Origin of the sequence: Gilvibacter sp., from assembly GCF_013214815.1 — a bacterium.
Taxonomy (GTDB): domain Bacteria; phylum Bacteroidota; class Bacteroidia; order Flavobacteriales; family Flavobacteriaceae; genus Gilvibacter.
Genome location: NZ_JABSPU010000056.1, coordinates 1 through 18121, shown reverse-complemented (window position 1 = coordinate 18121; position 18121 = coordinate 1). Strand labels below are relative to the sequence as shown.

The following is an 18121-nucleotide window of genomic DNA, read 5'->3' as shown; positions in this document are numbered from 1 at the left end:
CCAATAAGTCAGTGGCTGATTGGTTCGACATGAAATATAGCAATATCAACCTTTTGATCTTCTAAATATGACCCGAATTAAACGCTTTGCCTTTTTCTTTGGCGGATTCAGCGTTGGTGTAGTAATTCTGATGTTTTTCCTTGGTGGTAAGAACGCGTCGTGTGCTTATGGACCCAATGCACGCGTGCTCAAGAATATACGCATTAAAAGCCCTGAGGTTAGTGAAAAAGCCTTAGCTGGTATGACCGCTAATGGATTGGATACTTCAGAGGTAAGACGTTTTTTACAGATTGGAAAGGTACTTTTCAGAGACAGTAACATCAAAATTAATGATACCTGTAAAAAATACGTGATTCGCGGAAAGGCTAAGGATGACGAACGTTACCTCATGCAGGTCAAAAACTGTGATTCAACGGCCTTTATCACAGACTTTAGCAAATATGTAGAAGATTAAAGCTTTCTGCGCTTCTTTTCATTTTTAAGCAAAGACAATTCCCTAGATGTTTGTCCGGCAACGGAGGTGTTCTCCTCTGCTCTACGGATCAAATAAGGCATCACATCCTTAACAGGGCCAAAAGGTATGTATTTGGCCACATTGTAGCCAGCCTCGGCCAAATTGTAAGAAATATGATCACTCATGCCAAAAAGTTGACCAAACCAAACCCGTGGATCATTTTTAGCAATTCCAAGCTCTGCCATGAGCTCCATGGCTAGATAACAACTCTCTTCATTGTGGGATCCGATAAAAACAGAGATATCCTCAAGGTTTTCTAAGATATAACGCAGGGTGGCATTAAAGGTCTCATCAGTATGCGCTTTGTCCTTGCAAATAGGCGTTGGATAGCCTTGTTCTTCCGCGCGCTCGTTCTCCTTCTCCATATAAGCTCCACGAACTATCTTATAACCCAACTTAAACCCTTTAGCTCGGGCTTCTAAATGTTGTTCTTTAAGATAATCCAAACGATCCCAACGGTAACACTGCAAAGTATTGAAAATTAAAGCCTTGTCTTTGTTGTATTTACGCATCATGTCGGTCACCAGCTCATCTGCAGCATCTTGCATCCAGGACTCCTCCCCGTCTATCAACAAAGCTACATCGTGAGCAACGGCCTTTTCACAAGCAGACTCGTAGCGCGCAACAATAGCATTCCATTCTGCTTGTTCGGATTCGGTTAAAGCTTCGCCAGCGGATTGTTTTTCCCAGATCTTGAATCGCCCTAGACCAGTTGGCTTGAACACAGAAAAAGGCATGGCATCTTTCTCATCGGCAAAGGCCGTAAGTTCGTTTACCTTGGCCAAGGTGCTGTTGAATTGCTCTTGGGTTTCTTTTCCTTCTACGGAATAGTCCAAAACAGCGTGAACTCCTTTTTCATAGAGTTTGTCTACTACAGGTAAGCAATCTTCCTCATTAACACCTCCGCAGAAATGATCAAAAACCGTAGATCGAATCAAACCTTCTACAGGCAGATTCATGTTTAAAGCGAGCTTGGTGGCAGCCGTCCCAATTTTAACAAGGGGTTCACTGGCAATCATCTTAAAGAGGAAATGAGCTCTTTCTAGTTCAGAATCAGTTTTGAGTGCAAAGGCCACTTCTGTGTTTTCGAAGAGTTTTTCGGACGACATGAGCAAAAATTTTGACATACAAATATAACTAGAATTCGCAGCTATTTGCGCGAAAACCGCTAATTTGGTCCTAAAGAAAATTGAAGATGCAAGCCATTACCTCAGGAGCAGCACCCGTATATTTTAACGAGCAGATTTACAGCGAAATAGCTACCTATGTCGAACAGAATTCACCGAGCTCTGTGGTCATCCTTACAGACGATAACACCTATGCGGATTGTCTGCCGCTTTTCTTGGAGCAGATCGATTTTCCAACGGAGCCCAATATTCTGGTGATGCCTGCTGGTGAAGCCTTTAAGACCATGGAGGTCACTGTCTCCATCATCGATGAGCTTTCTAATTTACTAACCGATAGAAAAGCCTTGATGATCAATTTAGGCGGAGGTGTGGTTACTGATTTGGGCGGTTTTGTCGCTTCCATTTACAAACGTGGTATCACCTATATAAACCTACCTACTTCCCTTTTGGCTATGGTAGACGCTTCTGTTGGAGGCAAAACAGGGGTCGATCACGGCATGCTTAAAAATCAGATCGGCGTGATCAACAATGGAGCTATGGTTGGGGTAGACATTGATTATTTGGCGACCTTACCTGAAAATCAAATGCGATCCGGTTTTGCCGAGATCATAAAACACGGTTTGATCGCTAATCAAGACTATTGGGCTGCAGTGATGAATTTTGATCCTGGTAGTATGGAAGGATTGGATGTTTTGATCAGAGATTCTGTAGTGATTAAAAGCGATGTGGTCTTGGAAGACCCAACAGAAAAGGGATTGCGCAAGGTTCTCAATTTTGGACACACACTCGGACATGCTATAGAAACTTATTCTTTAGAGTCTGATGTCATGGACGATCTGCTTCACGGCGAAGCCATTGCAGTAGGAATGGTTATGGAGACTTATCTGTCTGTTAAACGTTTTGGTTTTCCAGAAAGCAGCCTCTACGATTTGATGAATTTAGTGCGTTCCTATTATCGCAAAGTGAGTTTCCCTGAAAATGCCTTGGAAGAAATCAACACCTATATGCTTCACGACAAGAAGAATGTAGGCGGACGCGTTAATTTCGTCTTATTGGAAGATATTGGGGTTCACAAATTAGACCAAACTATTGATCCTAAACTCATTAAAGAGGCTTTTGAATTTTACGTAAACGAACTGTAAAGTTTCCGTTCTAGGTCATTTCAATTGATTTTTTTGCTAATTTTAATAGTGCATTACTAGCTAAAACATCATGAGACGCGCTATAGTCGATATCAAAAAACTCACGCCAGAGATCCTTTCTTTGCTTGTTGCACGCTATCCAGATGGCTATGATGATGATCACATCATCAGCTTTAAAAATCAACATAACGACACTATAGAAGCTGTGGAGGTAAAAACCGAAGACACCATTTATTTGGTCAAGGTCAGTTCCCGCCTAGCTAGTGCCATGGCTGAGTTTGAAGATAATGCTGAAGATAACTACGACAGTGATGTTGCTCTGCCGTCTTCTGGAACAGAGCCCTCTTAAAGCTCGTTAAAAATTGTGTGCATCAAACGCTTTTTGTCGTTGATGCTCTCTTCCAAGGAAATCATAGTCTCTGTGCGCATCACGCCGTCAATATCATCCAATTGGAAGATCACCTCTTTGGCGTGTAAGGTATCACGCGCACGAATTTTACAGAAAATATTGAATTTCCCAGTAGTAATGTGAGCTACCGTTACGTAAGGAATCTCTTGAATACGCTCCAATACGAATTGAGTCTGTGAAGTATTGTGGAGAAACACACCCACATAGGCAATAAAGGAATAACCGAGTTTGGTATAATCTAATGTCAAAGAAGATCCGGTTATAATTCCCGCCTCTTCCATTTTTTTAACACGGACATGTACTGTACCTGCTGAGATCAATAGTTTTTTGGCAATATCTGTAAAGGGTACTCTGGTATTCTGAATGAGAATATCTAGAATTTGGTGATCTACGTCGTCTAATTTGAACTTGGCCATAAAAATTGCTTCTATTCGTACATTTTTGTTATTGCAAAATTATGAGAAAAAACGGCAAAATCACAGATTTTGTTGCAGATTTTCTAATGACTGTACTTTTTTAGTACATAATCAGCAATAAATGGAGGCCAATCTTCTTGGTTCAAACGTTTGAGTTCGCTATTTAGCTCAGTATCATTTTCATAGCGATGCGCAAATTCTGGTTCGAGAGAATCTTCATCGAGGACCTCAGCTTCAAAGTAAATTCTGCCTTCTACAAGCAGCTCACGATATTGAATGAAAAGATCTTTGGTGTCATTTATCGCCCTCGGCAGTACATTCTTTAGGATCAGATCACAGTAGTTTACTTGGTTTTCAGGAAGATCCAAATAAGACGCCACTATTGTATCCTTCTCCACTGCCATCTCATGTTGACATAATTGATCAAAAAGTACCGCGTATGCCTTCTCAATTAAGGCTGCTGTATTGTTTCGGCTATAGTCTTGGCCAAACTGTCCAGCTTCAAAGAGAATCGTAGGTATTCCCTGCTGCGTGCAATAATCTCCTAAACAATTACCATTAAATGTATCGTCATACCTGCCAATTTGCTGGCCTATGTCCTCTTGAAGGGCTTTCGTTATGCAATTGATTAGACGCATGGCTTCTAAGCGGGCCGGTGTAATGCTGCGCTCAGCGTTTGCCGCCGGAGCTAAGAAAGAGAGTACTGCTGGGTTTTCGCTACCCGTGAGTCCGTATATACTGCGCTGGCCATGAAGATTCAAGCAAAGCCCGGGTTTAAAAGTGTTAAACACTTCTCTAAATATGAGGCTTTCAGGTTGAGATAGATCTTGAGCGTCTCTATTGAGATCTACTTCATTTGCATTGAGTCGTGTATAAGCCGAAGCGCCATCGGGGTTCAACATCGGGATGATAAACAACTGAAGGTGCTTCGCAAGCTGAGTTCCCTTATCGCTATTCACTAAACGCCGCAGGTAATGCAAGAGTGCTTTTGTGGTGGTAGTTTCGTTGCCGTGCATCTGTGACCACAATAAAATTCTTTTTGAACCGCTCCCAAATTTCAATCCATAAATGGGTCGTCCTTCAACTGATTTACCTAAAACATCCAAAGAAAAATTAGGGTCTATTGTTAGGCTTTTGAGCGCAGTTAAAATGTGATCTGGAGCTAAGTAACGTGTGTTGAATTTCAAAGCAATATAGAATTGAGTTACAAATGTAAACAATCAATTATTTACAATTGTAAACATATAAAATGAAGTGATTGGTTACAATGTTAAACGCAATCGCGTCAGGCATTACTCCTAAATAGATAAAACCAATAGGATTAACAAAAATGACATTTATAATACTGTATATAAGCGTGTTAATAGCTTTTATTTAAATGTTTATTTCATATAAAAACTAGAGCGCTGTGTTAAAGTTGAAACATATTATCGGATAAAGCGTTACATTTGTAACACATTTAATAAACATGGTTAACACAGAGGCATTTTCGAAACGTTTAAAGCAGATCATGGACTATTACAGTCTGAGTTCTGCTGGATTTGCCGAGGCTATTGGTGTGAATCGTTCAAGCATCTCTCACCTACTTTCAGGTCGAAACAAACCAAGTCTAGATTTTGTCATTAAGGTGGTGGAATCTTTAGAGGAAGTTGAATTGTATTGGCTGCTCAACGGAAAGGGTAGTTTCCCAAATTCAGCTTCGATTTTAAAACCTACTGCAACTGCTCCATCACCTGCAGAGGAAATTAAATCAGAAGTAGCTCCAATTAATCCTAAGAATAAAGAGGATGATATTGAACACATCATCATCTTTTATAAAGACGGAAGTTTTAAAAAATACCGACCGAACTAAGCCGCTTTTTCACGAAATTTGCAAAGTGAAAAAGATATTGCTCCTCTCTTGCTGTTTCATTTTATTATTTGCTTGTCAAGAGCCAGAACGAGATTGCCCTAATTTTAAGACCGGCACCTTCACCTTTGAAGAGTTTGTCGGTGGAGAACTCAAGCAGACCACCTTTGTACGTAACGACAGCATAGAGATTGATTATTACGATGAAAAGATAGACACCTTCAGCATTCGTTGGATCAATGACTGTGAATACGTCATGAAGAATCTACGCCCGAAGAATCAGTCTGAAGAGCGCCCTGTACATTTTAAGATCCTAAAAACAGAGGGAGACACCTACACCTTTGAATACGCCATGGTGATCAAAAAGAACAAAGCCAATAAGCGATATGTCCGCCAAGGCACGGCTAAAAAGGTTAGCGAAGAAACCAGTCGAAATTAAAACAGCGAAGTTTGCCCTTCTCCGTCTGGGTCTTCAGGAGTGTCAGACGCTGGAGGAGTTGACGAATCCTCGGCCTTAGGCTTTGTATCAGCCTGAGGTGCTTCTTCCGAGACATCTTCTTGATCCACTACTTCTATCTCTTCTGCAGGAACTTCTTCTGGTTGCTCATACGGTAAGGACTCCAAAGGGTTTATTTCCAGCACCTTGTCTTTGGTCAACTGATTGCCCATGGCTCCAATACCTTTGATTGCAATGAACTCCTCTAAATTGATCTCCAAATTCTCCTTGCGATCCTTTCCACGCTTCTTGGCAAATACGACTTCAGCTCGCGGACGGTAATCGGTAAAGATGCATTCCAATTGCGAATCTGAATGATCTCCAATAATGCTCTCTTCCCGTTCCGGGTTTTCAATCAAGAAGCGTTTTACGTAAAACAGCTCTTTGCTGCCTTCCCAATAAATGGCGGTAAGTGGTTTTTTTGGATCCCATTTCTCCAAGACGATCATATCAGAATCAAAATGCAGTGTCATTTCTGGAATAACGGTCTTTACCATTCCCTTTTGATTCACTATAAGCAATCGATCTTCACTTCTAAAATCGCCTAAGAACTCACCACGGCCATCTACATTGAGACGTTGTACGGTATCGTCAAACCAGATCTTACGAGGCTTTAAGGTGGATAAACCTTTTTCTTTAAGCTCTATACGCTTTACAGGATACTTGCTTACAATATTTCCTTTTGAGTTTCTACCCTTGACCAGTTGATCGGCAAAATCTAAATCGAACTTGAGCTTTTTAATACTACCCGATTGACGCAGTAGCACGGTGACCAATTCTGCCTCACCATTCGGGTTTGCAGTAAAATAAAGCACTTTACTGCCTTTGTTACCTGCCGTAAGATCATAATGCTTATCACGAGTTATAGCAGTAACAGCGAAACGTTTCACATAGGTGGATCCACGTGTACCGTCTTTATAGATCATATTGTAAATGGTCCGCTTGTCTTTTTTCTTAAAGACCGCCACGTGAATAATGCCTTTACCAATAAACGTCTTGTTATCTACTTTGGTGACCATCATTTGGCCATCCTGAGTAAACACAATGATGTCGTCAATATCCGCGCAATCGGTGACGTATTCATCACGACGCAAAGAAGTCCCAATAAATCCTTCTTCCCGATTCACGTAGAGTTTGGTATTCCTGATAACCACCTTAGTGGCTTCAATATCTTCAAATACGCGGATCTCCGTTTTGCGCTCCTTGCCGTTCGCATAGGTTTTCTTCAAGCGTTTAAAGTAATCTATGGCATACTCAATAAGATGCTCCAAATGATGCTTTACTTGAGCAATCTGCTCTTCAAGGGCTTCAATCTTTTGCTGCGCCTTGTCAATATCAAATTTGGAGATGCGCTTGATGCGGATTTCCGTAAGACGTGTAATGTCTTCTGTGGTCACTGCACGCTTTAAATGCTTGATGTGTGGCTTTAGCCCTTTATCAATGGCCGAGATAACGCCATCCCAAGTCTCCTCCTCTTCAATATCGCGATAGATACGATTCTCAATAAAGATGCGCTCTAAGGAAGCAAAGTGCCACTGCTCCTCCAGCTCACCCAATTGAATCTCCAATTCGCTTTTAAGTAGTTCCACGGTGCGGTCCGTAGAACTTCTGAGCATCTCCGAGACTCCGACAAACAGCGGTCGATTATCCTCAATAACACAGCCCAGCGGTGAAATGGAAGTTTCACAATTGGTAAAGGCGTATAAGGCGTCAATAGTCTTGTCAGGAGATATGCCGTTTGGCAAATGCACCAAGATCTCTACATCTGCAGCCGTATTGTCTTCGATCTTTTTAATCTTGATCTTGCCTTTATCATTCGCCTTTAAGATCGAATCGATCAAGGAAGAGGTCGTGGTTCCAAAAGGAATCTCCGTAATGACCAAGGTGTTTTTTTCGTAATGGCTGATACGCGCTCTACTGCGGATCTTTCCGCCACGTAAACCGTCATTGTAATTGGTAAAATCTGCAATACCACCCGTTGGGAAATCAGGCAATATGGTAAATCGTTTGCCTTGCAGGTGTTTAATAGAAGCGTCAATGAGCTCTATGAAGTTGTGCGGCATGATCTTGGTAGAAAGCCCCACGGCAATTCCTTCCGCGCCTTGAGCTAGCAGCAACGGAAACTTTACCGGTAAATGAATGGGCTCCTTTTTACGTCCATCGTAAGAGGATTGCCAATCCGTGGTCTTTGGATTGTAAACTACATCCAAAGCAAATTTGGATAATCGCGCTTCTATATAACGAGATGCCGCGGCACGGTCCCCAGTGAGTATATTCCCCCAGTTTCCTTGAGTGTCTATAAGCAGATCCTTTTGACCGATCTGTACCATGGCATCAGCAATGGAAGCATCTCCGTGTGGGTGATACTGCATGGTATGCCCCACAATATTAGCCACCTTGTTGTAGCGTCCATCATCTAAATCCTTTAGAGAATGCATAATACGACGTTGTACCGGTTTGAATCCGTCTTCAATCGCAGGTACAGCACGCTCCAAGATTACATAAGAAGCGTAATCCAGGAACCAATCTTGATACATCCCGGTTACCTTGGTAATGGTATCCTGTGGGTCTTCAGGGCTTAATTCTTCTCCGTTTAAAGGGCTTTGGTCACTCATATAGTCTTGCGGGCTAGTGCTTTTGGATTAATCCTCTACACGATCCAATTCAACCTTTAGGTTATTGATAATAAATTCTTGACGGTCCGGAGTGTTCTTGCCCATATAGAAGCGGAGCAAGTTTTCAATGGACATGGCTTTATCCAGCATTACAGGATCCAATCGAATATCGTTGCCTATAAAATGCTGAAATTCATCCGGAGAGATCTCCCCTAATCCTTTAAATCGCGTGATCTCGGGTTTCGGTTTGAGCTTTTCAATGGCGTCTATACGTTCTTGCTCCGAATAGCAATAAATGGTCTCCTTTTTATTTCGGACACGGAATAGCGGTGTTTGAAGGATGTACAAATGGCCTTCTTTGATCAGCTCTGGGAAGAACTGCAAAAAGAAGGTGATCAGTAGCAAACGAATGTGCATTCCGTCCACATCGGCATCCGTAGCGATCACAATATTGTTGTATCTCAAATCCTCTAAGGACTCTTCTATGTTCAAGGCCGCTTGCAAGAGGTTGAATTCTTCGTTCTCATAAACGATCTTCTTACTCATGCCGTAGGAATTCAAGGGCTTTCCACGCAGTGAAAATACCGCTTGCGTATTAACATCTCGACTTTTGGTAATGCTTCCACTTGCCGAATCTCCCTCAGTAATAAAAAGGGTTGACTCCAAACGACGGTCTTTTTTGAGGTCTCCTCAGTGCACACGGCAATCTCTGAGCTTTTTGTTGTGCAGACTGGCCTTTTTGGCGCGCTCCTTAGCGAGTTTTCGAATACCAGATAGTTCTTTGCGTTCGCGTTCCGCCTGCATGATCTTACGCTGAATTTTCTCAGCAGTGTCGGCGTTCTTGTGCAAGAAGTTGTCTACCTGTGTCTTGACAAAGTCGTTGATATAAGTTCTAACCGTTGGCAACCCCTCTCCCATCTCTGTGGAACCGAGCTTCGTCTTGGTTTGCGACTCAAATACAGGCTCCATTACTTTAACGCTGATCGCCGCAACGATACTTTTGCGAATGTCACTGGCGTCATAGTTCTTCCCGTAAAACTCTCTCACCGTTTTTACGACAGCCTCTCTAAAGGCCGCTTGATGCGTTCCTCCCTGGGTAGTGTTCTGACCATTAACAAACGAATGGTACTCTTCACTATATTGGGTTTTGGAGTGTGTAATGGCTATTTCTATATCATCTCCGCGCAAATGAATGATCGGATACAACATATCCTCATTGTTCATATTGTCTTCCAACAGATCCTTAAGACCGTTGGCGGAATGATATTTTTCTCCGTTGAAATCAATGGTAAGACCTGGGTTTAGATACACATAGTTCTTGAGCATCTTGGCCACATATTCCGGACGGTATTTGTAATTCTTAAAGATCTCCGGATCTGGAACAAAACTCACCTTGGTTCCCTTTCTACGGGAAGTATCTTCTACAGGTAGATCTTCTACCAACTCGCCATAGGCAAAGGCGGCAGCTTTAATCTGCTGATCACGAACGGATTCAACACGGAAACTGGTTGAAAGGGCATTTACCGCCTTGGTACCCACTCCATTTAGACCTACGGACTTTTTAAAAGCACGGGAGTCGTATTTACCTCCGGTGTTCATTTTAGAGACCACATCGATCACTTTTCCCAAAGGAATTCCACGCCCGTAATCACGCACGTGTACTTCTTTGTCTTTGATGCGGATTTCAATGGTCTTCCCTGCACCCATTACAAATTCATCGATACAGTTGTCGATAACCTCCTTGAGCAGGATATAAATTCCATCATCTGGTGAAGAACCATCTCCCAGCTTCCCGATATACATTCCGGGACGCATACGGATGTGCTCTTTCCAATCCAGCGAGCGTATATTATCCTCGGTATATTGTGTCTCTTTTGCCATTAATCTGATGTGGGAGTAACCCTGCTAAGATAGGATTTCAGTGACGTTTTTAAAAAAAGGAGGCCTCAAAGTAATTAACAATAAAACGTTCAAATTGTTGAGAAAATAGGCTGTTAATCCCTTTTCTGGTACGCTGCTCAAATCGTTATACCTGGACTACTATTTTTTAAAGTTGATTACAATCGTTCTTTACTAAATGAAAATCCAACCAGAAAACGACAGGAAATGGAGGGGAACATGTTGAAAAACAATGGGGTTGTTTTTGCAACACGTGCAATGATGGGTTTTTGATGCTATGGAAAAAAAACACTCTTAATAAGCCGGGGTTTATTAAGAGTGTATTCGTAGAGCTTTCGTTGAGCGGACAAGGTTCAATACCGATTTATCTCTAACGCAAGCTTTTTACGGTTCTAAAAGCGTTGTCGCGTGGGTTAATCCAAATTCCCTGAATTTGCTGCGGCTTTCATATCGTCATTGGCATAAATAGCCAATTCAACCCGTCTATTTTTAGCTCTGTTTGCGTCGTCATTTGGGTACTTTGGTTGCTCTTCTCCATACCACTTTTCCGTTAGCCTAGAGGCGGCAACTCCATTAGCCACTAAATAGGCAGATACAGCTTCTGCTCGTTCTTTAGACAATCTCATATTGTAATCTGCTGCTCCAGAATCGTCTGTATGTCCTTCAATGAGAATATCAGTGTCTGGGTATCTTTGAAAAACATTGGCCACCCGTGAAAGATCGTTTTTGTAGGCTTCACTGAGTTTTGAAGAATTCAATTCAAAGGCTACACTGGAGTCGAAAGTCATGTTAATGCCTTCGCTAACCCGGTTTACTTCTGCGCTGGGTACAGCTTGGGTTAGTTCTCGTGCCTGTTGATCCATTTTTTTACCGATCAGATTTCCAGCAACTCCTCCAACTGCAGCACCGGCGAGGATCCCCCACACGCTTCCTTTAGAAACAGCAGCTCCCAATAGAGCCCCACCTGCAGTACCTGCGATGGTTCCTTTTTGTTGCTTGTTTAATGTTCCGCATCCTATCATTAATAGGGCTGCCAACGATAACGTAATAACTCTTTTCATAATTTAACTTTAGTTAGTCGCACACTAGGGCGATGAATAATTCTTTGTTCATGTCATTCCAACCCAAGGAAACGGCCTTTTTAAGATCGGCGCACAGGGCCCCTTGTTCTGTTGTGGACATACTATTTCTGAGTCCTTGTGCTTGGTCGGTGTTGTATTTCTTTGACATTTCGGTTAAGCGAGCTTCGCTCTTGGCAATGTAAACATCCTTTGAGTTCGGGGCTATCTGAGCCGCTTGGTCGTAGGCGTTGTAAGCTTTAGCGTATTCCCCACCAGTTGTGTACATGTCCCCTTCTTGTATTAAAAAGTTAGCATTTGATGGGTCAAGCTGTTTTGCTTTATCCAAATAAAATGCGGCAGAGTCCGCTTGCTTGAATTGTCTTTCATACATGGCTGCCATGAGCGCATAATTTTGAGCTCTTTGGGCAGTATTCTGGTTGTTTTCGGTAAGGCTAATTACGGTTTGAAGTTCCTGTTGAGAAGCTTCCAATGCGCCAGTTTTGTTATACGCTACCGCTTTCTGAAAATGACCTTCAAGGCTCCGTCCTTTAGTAACATCTAGGGCTTTATCAGCCTCTTCTAAAGCCGATGAATACATCTCTAAAGCATTGTAGGCTTTAGCCTTGCCAATTGCAGCACGTTCTTTGGCATCTTTAGTTTTGCATTTATTTGAGAATTGATCATAGAGCGTCAGCGCCTCTTGAGGCATGTCTTTTGCTAAGGTCGCTTCTGCTTCTTCTAAGGCAGCCCGACATTTTTTACCCATGGTAAAGGTTTGCGCCTGAGTACAATTGATCCCGCCAATTATTGTGGCGACGAGTAAGGCTCGAATTGAATTTTTCATTTAGGTTAGTGTAGTCGTTGTTAATAACAACGTTTCCTCTAAATTATAAAACTACAGGCGATTTGCCAATTAATTGGGATGGATTCTGACAGATTTTGTCGGACTAATTAGACCGCTGTATGAGCTGCGCTAGCAGCAGGGATTACGGTCAGAAATTTACAGGATAAGTTCCTTGTAATTATCGGTAAAATCCATGTTTGAAAACGATTAATGTCGAGTGTATAACGATCTAATTAACATTTCTGCCCATTTAACGACTAATACTTTAAAACCCTTAGTCAACTATGCATTCCGGAGGCGCAAATACCACCCTAAAAAACAATCGCAACCTGCTAAAAAAACGTCCTAGTCGATTTAAATATAAGCGCAGCCATATCGCTGCAAGCGGGAAAGGTGGTCTTGGTAGTTTTTATGGCGATAAAAAACTGACCACACTGAGTGCTTCAGAGCTTAAGCGCATGGGTAGGCGCCTGCGTCGAAGAAATAGAGCAGAGCGGATTGTCGTGCTGCTTTTAATCCTGTCTGCCTTGCTGTTTGTGTTCCGTGGTTTGGGTATTGTATAGATGAATCTGTGGTGAGATTTACAAAGCATATGGGTTGTGCTGTTTGTCTTTCACAGTCCAATATGAAATAGGCCTCAAAAAATCTAAAAAGATTATACTGCGCCGTTTTGAAAGCAAAAGCTCACACCGTCTTGTTCTTTGCAGATGCTAGGATGAAAAAGGTTTAAAAGATCAGACATTGAAACGGAACAGCATCACGTCTCCGTCTTTCACTACATAATCTTTTCCTTCAATACCAAGTTTACCCGCTTCTTTGACCTTTTCACGAGAACCCATGGCCTCATAATCTTCATAGGCAATGACTTCTGCACGGATAAAACCTTTCTCAAAGTCTGTATGAATCACTCCTGCAGCCTCTGGAGCAGTGGCTCCAACAGCAACCGTCCAAGCGCGAACTTCCTTCTCTCCTGCTGTGAAGTACGTTTGCAGGTTGAGTAGCTTATAAGCTCCGCGGATCAGTTTAGAAGCTCCTGGTTCTTCCAAACCAATATCATCCAAGAACATTTGGCGCTCTTCATAATCGTCCAGTTCGTTGATGTCCGCTTCGGTTCCTACAGCTAAAACAAGCACTTCAGCATTCTCTGAAGCAACTGCTGCCTTTACTTGATCCACATAAGCGTTTCCGCTTACTGCGCTTGATTCATCAACATTGCAAACATACATTACGGGCTTGTCTGTGATGAGTTGTATTTGATCAATATATGCCTCGCGAGCATCCGCAGGCACCTCTATGGCACGAACGGAGTTTCCAGCCTCTAAACCTTCTTTGATCAGGTTTAGTGCAGCTTCTTCTTTCTGAGCCTCTTTGTTCCCAGTCTTTGCTGCACGCTTCACTTTATCCAAGCGCTTCTCTACAGTTTCAAGATCTTTAAGTTGAAGCTCAATATCAATGGTCTCCTTATCGCGAACCGGATCAACAGAACCGTCAACGTGTACAATATTGTCGTTGTCAAAACAACGCAATACGTGAAGAATAGCGTCTGTTTCTCTGATGTTCCCTAAGAATTGGTTACCAAGACCTTCACCCTTACTTGCGCCTTTTACCAAACCAGCAATGTCAACGATTTCAACGGTAGCGGGCACTACGCGTTCCGGATTCACCAATTTCTCCAATACCTCCAAGCGGGTATCGGGTACGTTCACCACACCTAAATTCGGTTCAATGGTACAAAACGGAAAGTTTGCACTTTGCGCTTTGGCATTGGATAAACAATTGAAAAGAGTTGATTTTCCTACGTTTGGTAATCCTACAATTCCGGCTTTCATGGGCTGTAACTAATTTGGCGGCAAAGATAAGAATTGCCCTGTATACCGCGCCAATTATACGGCTTTAATTCATCGGATAAACAAATCCAAGGATTCATGATAGAGTTCAAATTCTCCCAGATTGTTATGCCTGCCCTCTGGAATCGTGATGAACTGCACAGTGGCAGGGTTGAATTCTAAGAACAAGCGCTGTCCTGAACTGAACGGCACTACTCCATCTCGAGTTCCGTGTAAAATGAGGGTTGCACAATTGACCTCTGGCGCGTATTTAAAACTGGGGAAATCGTATTTGATCAGCCATTGAACGGGTAAATACCTGAAGCGGGTGTTGGCCACGTCCTCTATACTGTGAAAGGGCGTTTCTAAAATGAGCTGTCCCGGAGTATTTTCCGCAGCTAAAAAGGTAGACACGCTGGTTCCCAAAGATCTTCCAAACACCAATATATCTTGTTCTCTGTATTGCTTTTTAGCGTGTTCATAAAACAGTTGAGCATCACTGTACATGGTAGCTTCTGCGGGGCTTCCACCACTTTTACCATAGCCGCGATAATCCATCACCATCACATCATAACCGTATTTGGTATACTGCTCCGCAATACCGCCCCAACGCGCTAAGTTTCCTGCATTTCCGTGATAATACAGAATAAGACCTTTTGGATCAGCAACCTTAAAATGCAAGGCGTTCAAGGCAATGCTATCAGGAGTCCAAAGGTTGAATTCCTCAAACTCTGTATTGAAAGCATATTTGTAATCTGCAGCCAAAGGTTGTGGCTGAAACATGATATTGTCTTGAATGAAATACATAAATAGTGAAAAAACAGTGTAGGGAATGGTAATGATCGCAATCCCAAAGAACAGTTTACGCATTGGCTTTGGAGCTGTGTTTTACTTTCATACTGGTGGTCTCGAGATCAATATCCGTGGGTTTGGACATCAAGATCTCGCTGAGCATACGGTGGTAGGATTCAAAATTATTTAGATTCTTATGCCCTCCACCAATCACAGCATAAAGTCTTGTTCTGCTTGGATTTATCTTTGACAATTTAATGCTTGACTTAAAAGGTATGAGTTGGTCCTGAGTCCCGTGGATAATATGAATTGGACAACGCACATACTTCAGCCATTTATAGGTGGGCATCGGGTATTTTAAAATCACTGACAAAGGCATGAAAGGCATATACCTTGAGGTGGTTTTGGTCAGGCTGTAATACGGAGCATCCAAGATGAGCATTCGCGGATGATTTTCTGAGGCGATCTTGGTAGCGAAGCCAGAACCTAAGGAACGCCCATAGATTATGATATACTCCTCGCTGACTCGCTCTCTTATTTTATTGTGACTGCGTTTTCCTGTGCTTTTACCAAATCCGCGGTAGTCCAACATGATCACATCGTAATTGTGTCGGGTAAAATCTACAGCGAACTTCCCCCAACCTTTTATACTCTTGGAATTGCCTTTCAGGTATAAAACCACGCCAATCGGGTCTTTCACTTTAAAATGCAAACCATTAATGATCCCGCCATCACGGGTTTCTAGGTTGTATTCTTCTACAATTTGATTTTTATAATAAAACTGAAAATCCTTGGGAAGCTTCTCCGGTTTAAAAAGGAAATAGTCCTGAAGGTAGTATAGAATCAGGCTGATGGCCATATAAATAGCCAAAACAGTGAGGGTGATATTTAACCAGACAGGCATAAAGCGATTTGCTCTAAATTAATAAAATATGCCTACTAGCCGTAGTTTTGGACATAAAAAAACGCCGTCAATGCGGCGTTTTAGATTTGTTTCTGTCTTTTATTAGTGGTGCATGAAGGCTTGCTTTCCTAGAAGTGTAGCTTCATCCTCTACGTTGTTCTCATCAGGAACACAACAATCTACCGGACAAACTGCGGCACATTGAGGCTCTTCATGGAATCCCATGCATTCCGTACATTTTTCAGGTACGATATAGTAGATCTCATCGCTAATGGGTTCTTGAGTTTCGTCGGCATTAACCGCAGCTCCATTTGGCAATACTAGATCTCCACTTAGGTCCGTTCCGTCGGCATAACGCCAATCGTCGGCACCTTCATAAATTGCGGTGTTTGGGCATTCTGGTTCGCAGGCCCCGCAATTGATACATTCATCGGTAATTATGATCGCCATAGCATTTTCTTTTTCTAACTTTGCGCTACAAAAATAACGCCTAAAAGCGGTAATCACAAATGGAACTGGAACTACACAAGCGCATTGCAAGTTGGGGACAATTAGGGGCAGAATTAAACCAAATCGTTCATCAAGATCCTTTGCCCGCTGAATTCGAGGCCTTTTTATCAGCTGTTGAGTCCAAAAATGGTTGGTTTACTCGTGAGCAAGTGCTTCATGCGCTAAAAGCTTGGGCCGAAGAACTTCAAGCCGATTCTCTTAAAGCGTGGCTCGCTCCGTATACCATAAATAAGGTGACTCCTAAAACAATAGCGGTTATTGCTGCGGGCAATATTCCCTTAGTTGGATTACACGACACCTTAAGCGTTTTGATGAGCGGACATAAGCTGCAGATCAAATTATCTTCGAGTGACCCGCTGCTGCTGCCTTATCTTTTTGATCGTTTGATCGCAATTGAGCCTGCTTGGGCAGATTTCATTGAGGTGCGTAAAGATGCTGTAAGTGATTACGATGCCGTAATTGCAACGGGAAGCGACAATACTGCGCGTTACTTTAGTCATTACTTTAAGGACAAACCGCATATCATCAGAAAGAATAGAAACTCTGTTGCCGTATTGAGTGGTGAAGAGTCTGAAGCAGAGCTTTCCGGTTTGGCCAATGATATTTTTAGATATTACGGTTTAGGATGCCGATCCGTCTCCAAGATATTTGTCCCTGAGGGTTATGATTTTGATAAGATCTTCAAGGCGGTGTACGATTGGAAACACCTCTTAGTACACAAAAAATACGAAAACAACTACGATTACAACAAGGCGGTATTTTTAATGAGCCAGTTCGATTTTTTAGAGAACGGATTCTTTATGGTTAAAGAGGATTCCAGCATGGCCTCTCCTATAGCCAGTGTTTTCTATGAAACCTATTCAAACGCAGCTGAATTAGACGAAAAATTAAGCACGCAAAAAGAGCAGATTCAGTGTGTTGTAGGCAATACTAATCTGCCAGATGCCATTGCATTTGGACAATCCCAGCAGCCTGGATTATCAGACTACGCCGATGGTGTGGATACCTTAGACTTCTTGTTAAAACTTTAGTTGATAATTTATTGGTTAATTAACACAGCACGTTGACTTAATTAACATCTTTGTACTCTTAATAAAATAAGCATGCAGAAACACAATTTTAGCGCCGGTCCTTGTATTCTACCCCAATCTGTATTTCGCAAAGCTGCGGATGCAATTATTGATTACAACGGAATTGGCCTATCCATTATAGAGATCTCACACAGAAGCAAGGAGTTTGTAGCGGTTATGGAACGTGCGAGAAGCTTGGCCATCTCCCACCTCGGATTAGAAGGAAAAGGATATCAAGCCTTGTTCTTACAAGGTGGAGCCAGCATGCAGTTCTTGATGGTCGCTTATAATCTATTGCAAGGGAAAGCAGGATACCTCAATACAGGAACCTGGTCTACTAAAGCCATTAAAGAAGCTAAGCTTTTTGGCGATTTGGTTGAAGTTGCCTCTTCCAAGGATCAGAATTTCAACTATATCCCTAAGGGTTATGAAATCCCTTCTGGCTTAGACTACTTACATCTCACGTCAAACAACACCATTTTTGGAACGCAAATCAAAGATATTCCACAGACGGATGCTGCTTTGATCTGCGATATGAGTAGTGATATCTTTTCCCGTCAGATGGACTTCAGCCAATTTGATCTAATCTACGCAGGAGCGCAAAAGAATATGGGTCCTGCCGGAACCACTTTGGTTGTGGTTAAAGA

At 42.4% G+C, this 18121-nt stretch carries 18 protein-coding genes and 1 pseudogene; 8 read left to right on the top strand and 11 right to left on the bottom strand.

Translation table 11 applies throughout. The annotated features are described in order from the left end of the window. The first annotated feature begins 67 nt into the window (after positions 1-67). Positions 68-454 carry a hypothetical protein gene (locus tag HRT75_RS11095; RefSeq protein ID WP_291186554.1) on the top strand — a complete coding sequence of 129 codons (387 nt, stop codon included), beginning with the start codon at positions 68-70 and terminating at the stop codon, positions 452-454. On the opposite strand, the gene HRT75_RS11090 is transcribed toward HRT75_RS11095, so the two are convergent. Beyond that, positions 451-1623 (bottom strand): proline dehydrogenase family protein, encoded by a 1173-nt coding sequence (locus HRT75_RS11090; RefSeq protein WP_291186551.1) that lies wholly within the window; start codon positions 1621-1623, stop codon positions 451-453. The two genes, HRT75_RS11095 and HRT75_RS11090, sit on opposite strands and share 4 nt — an antisense overlap. An 86-nt stretch (positions 1624-1709) precedes the next feature. On the opposite strand from HRT75_RS11090, the gene aroB reads away from it, so the two are divergent. Both aroB and HRT75_RS11080 read left to right on the top strand, forming a co-directional pair. Then, positions 1710-2783, top strand: a complete 1074-nt coding sequence (aroB, locus tag HRT75_RS11085; protein WP_291186548.1) for a 3-dehydroquinate synthase — start codon at positions 1710-1712, stop codon at positions 2781-2783. A gap of 70 nt (positions 2784-2853) precedes the next feature. After that, positions 2854-3132 carry a hypothetical protein gene (locus HRT75_RS11080; RefSeq protein WP_291186545.1) on the top strand — a complete coding sequence of 93 codons (279 nt, stop codon included), beginning with the start codon at positions 2854-2856 and terminating at the stop codon, positions 3130-3132. Here HRT75_RS11080 and HRT75_RS11075 read toward each other — a convergent pair. Together HRT75_RS11075 and HRT75_RS11070 are read right to left on the bottom strand one after the other, a co-directional pair. Beyond that, positions 3129-3608, bottom strand: coding sequence for a winged helix-turn-helix transcriptional regulator (locus HRT75_RS11075; protein ID WP_272832430.1), 480 nt, complete (start codon positions 3606-3608; stop codon positions 3129-3131). The genes HRT75_RS11080 and HRT75_RS11075 overlap by 4 nt on opposite strands. Before the next feature lie 83 nt (positions 3609-3691). Continuing rightward, the gene (locus tag HRT75_RS11070; protein ID WP_291186541.1) at positions 3692-4795 is read right to left on the bottom strand and encodes a M14 family zinc carboxypeptidase; all 1104 of its coding nucleotides are present in this window, start codon (positions 4793-4795) and stop codon (positions 3692-3694) included. 281 nt (positions 4796-5076) lie between these two features. On the opposite strand from HRT75_RS11070, the gene HRT75_RS11065 reads away from it, so the two are divergent. Further along, entirely contained in the window at positions 5077-5460 is a 384-nt protein-coding gene (locus tag HRT75_RS11065) for a helix-turn-helix transcriptional regulator (protein ID WP_291186538.1), read from the top strand. Positions 5461-5485: 25 nt separating this feature from the next. After that, entirely contained in the window at positions 5486-5896 is a 411-nt protein-coding gene (locus tag HRT75_RS11060) for a DNA topoisomerase IV (RefSeq protein WP_291186535.1), read from the top strand. Here HRT75_RS11060 and HRT75_RS11055 read toward each other — a convergent pair. From HRT75_RS11055 to HRT75_RS11040, 4 genes and pseudogenes are all read right to left on the bottom strand, one after another. After that, positions 5893-8568, bottom strand: a complete 2676-nt coding sequence (locus tag HRT75_RS11055; RefSeq protein WP_291186533.1) for a DNA gyrase/topoisomerase IV subunit A — start codon at positions 8566-8568, stop codon at positions 5893-5895. The genes HRT75_RS11060 and HRT75_RS11055 overlap by 4 nt on opposite strands. 27 nt (positions 8569-8595) lie before the next feature. After that, positions 8596-10449: pseudogene (locus tag HRT75_RS11050) on the bottom strand (DNA topoisomerase IV subunit B). A 431-nt stretch (positions 10450-10880) separates the two neighbouring features. Beyond that, positions 10881-11528, bottom strand: coding sequence for an OmpA family protein (locus tag HRT75_RS11045; RefSeq protein ID WP_291186530.1), 648 nt, complete (start codon positions 11526-11528; stop codon positions 10881-10883). 13 nt (positions 11529-11541) lie between these two features. Beyond that, a complete protein-coding gene (locus HRT75_RS11040; protein ID WP_291186527.1) occupies positions 11542-12372 on the bottom strand; it encodes a hypothetical protein in 831 nt (276 codons plus the stop codon). 284 nt (positions 12373-12656) lie between these two features. Here HRT75_RS11040 and HRT75_RS11035 point away from each other — a divergent pair, with 284 nt between their 5' ends. Next, positions 12657-12935, top strand: coding sequence for a hypothetical protein (locus HRT75_RS11035; RefSeq protein ID WP_291186523.1), 279 nt, complete (start codon positions 12657-12659; stop codon positions 12933-12935). Positions 12936-13106: 171 nt separating this feature from the next. Here the strand turns inward: HRT75_RS11035 and ychF are convergent, their stop codons facing one another. The 4 genes from ychF to HRT75_RS11015 all read right to left on the bottom strand — a co-directional run bounded on the left by ychF (position 13107) and on the right by HRT75_RS11015 (position 16344). After that, positions 13107-14201: a redox-regulated ATPase YchF gene (ychF, locus tag HRT75_RS11030; protein WP_291186520.1), complete on the bottom strand. Its 1095-nt coding sequence runs from the start codon at positions 14199-14201 to the stop codon at positions 13107-13109. A gap of 69 nt (positions 14202-14270) precedes the next feature. Next, positions 14271-15068: an alpha/beta fold hydrolase gene (locus HRT75_RS11025; RefSeq protein WP_291186517.1), complete on the bottom strand. Its 798-nt coding sequence runs from the start codon at positions 15066-15068 to the stop codon at positions 14271-14273. Beyond that, a complete protein-coding gene (locus HRT75_RS11020) occupies positions 15061-15894 on the bottom strand; it encodes an alpha/beta fold hydrolase (RefSeq protein WP_291186514.1) in 834 nt (277 codons plus the stop codon). Before HRT75_RS11020 ends, HRT75_RS11025 begins: the two co-directional genes overlap by 8 nt. 102 nt (positions 15895-15996) lie before the next feature. Continuing rightward, positions 15997-16344, bottom strand: a complete 348-nt coding sequence (locus HRT75_RS11015) for a 4Fe-4S dicluster domain-containing protein (RefSeq protein WP_272832417.1) — start codon at positions 16342-16344, stop codon at positions 15997-15999. Positions 16345-16403: 59 nt separating this feature from the next. On the opposite strand from HRT75_RS11015, the gene HRT75_RS11010 reads away from it, so the two are divergent. Continuing rightward, a complete protein-coding gene (locus HRT75_RS11010; RefSeq protein ID WP_366665058.1) occupies positions 16404-17435 on the top strand; it encodes an acyl-CoA reductase in 1032 nt (343 codons plus the stop codon). A gap of 72 nt (positions 17436-17507) precedes the next feature. After that, positions 17508-18121: 3-phosphoserine/phosphohydroxythreonine transaminase (gene serC, locus HRT75_RS11005; RefSeq protein ID WP_291186509.1), on the top strand; the 614-nt coding region annotated here is incomplete at its 3' end.

Excerpts from the sequence above, each read along its gene's own strand:
- HRT75_RS11015 (WP_272832417.1), bottom strand. The coding sequence starts at position 16,344 with ATGGCGATCATAATTACCGATGAATGTATCAATTGCGGGGCCTGCGAA.
- HRT75_RS11095 (WP_291186554.1), top strand. The coding sequence starts at position 68 with ATGACCCGAATTAAACGCTTTGCCTTTTTCTTTGGCGGATTCAGCGTT.
- HRT75_RS11045 (WP_291186530.1), bottom strand. The coding sequence starts at position 11,528 with ATGAAAAGAGTTATTACGTTATCGTTGGCAGCCCTATTAATGATAGGA.
- aroB (WP_291186548.1), top strand. The coding sequence starts at position 1,710 with ATGCAAGCCATTACCTCAGGAGCAGCACCCGTATATTTTAACGAGCAG.
- HRT75_RS11010 (WP_366665058.1), top strand. The coding sequence starts at position 16,404 with ATGGAACTGGAACTACACAAGCGCATTGCAAGTTGGGGACAATTAGGG.
- HRT75_RS11090 (WP_291186551.1), bottom strand. The coding sequence starts at position 1,623 with ATGTCGTCCGAAAAACTCTTCGAAAACACAGAAGTGGCCTTTGCACTC.
- ychF (WP_291186520.1), bottom strand. The coding sequence starts at position 14,201 with ATGAAAGCCGGAATTGTAGGATTACCAAACGTAGGAAAATCAACTCTT.
- HRT75_RS11075 (WP_272832430.1), bottom strand. The coding sequence starts at position 3,608 with ATGGCCAAGTTCAAATTAGACGACGTAGATCACCAAATTCTAGATATT.
- HRT75_RS11035 (WP_291186523.1), top strand. The coding sequence starts at position 12,657 with ATGCATTCCGGAGGCGCAAATACCACCCTAAAAAACAATCGCAACCTG.
- HRT75_RS11055 (WP_291186533.1), bottom strand. The coding sequence starts at position 8,568 with ATGAGTGACCAAAGCCCTTTAAACGGAGAAGAATTAAGCCCTGAAGAC.
- HRT75_RS11040 (WP_291186527.1), bottom strand. The coding sequence starts at position 12,372 with ATGAAAAATTCAATTCGAGCCTTACTCGTCGCCACAATAATTGGCGGG.
- HRT75_RS11025 (WP_291186517.1), bottom strand. The coding sequence starts at position 15,068 with ATGCGTAAACTGTTCTTTGGGATTGCGATCATTACCATTCCCTACACT.
- HRT75_RS11065 (WP_291186538.1), top strand. The coding sequence starts at position 5,077 with ATGGTTAACACAGAGGCATTTTCGAAACGTTTAAAGCAGATCATGGAC.
- HRT75_RS11080 (WP_291186545.1), top strand. The coding sequence starts at position 2,854 with ATGAGACGCGCTATAGTCGATATCAAAAAACTCACGCCAGAGATCCTT.
- HRT75_RS11020 (WP_291186514.1), bottom strand. The coding sequence starts at position 15,894 with ATGCCTGTCTGGTTAAATATCACCCTCACTGTTTTGGCTATTTATATG.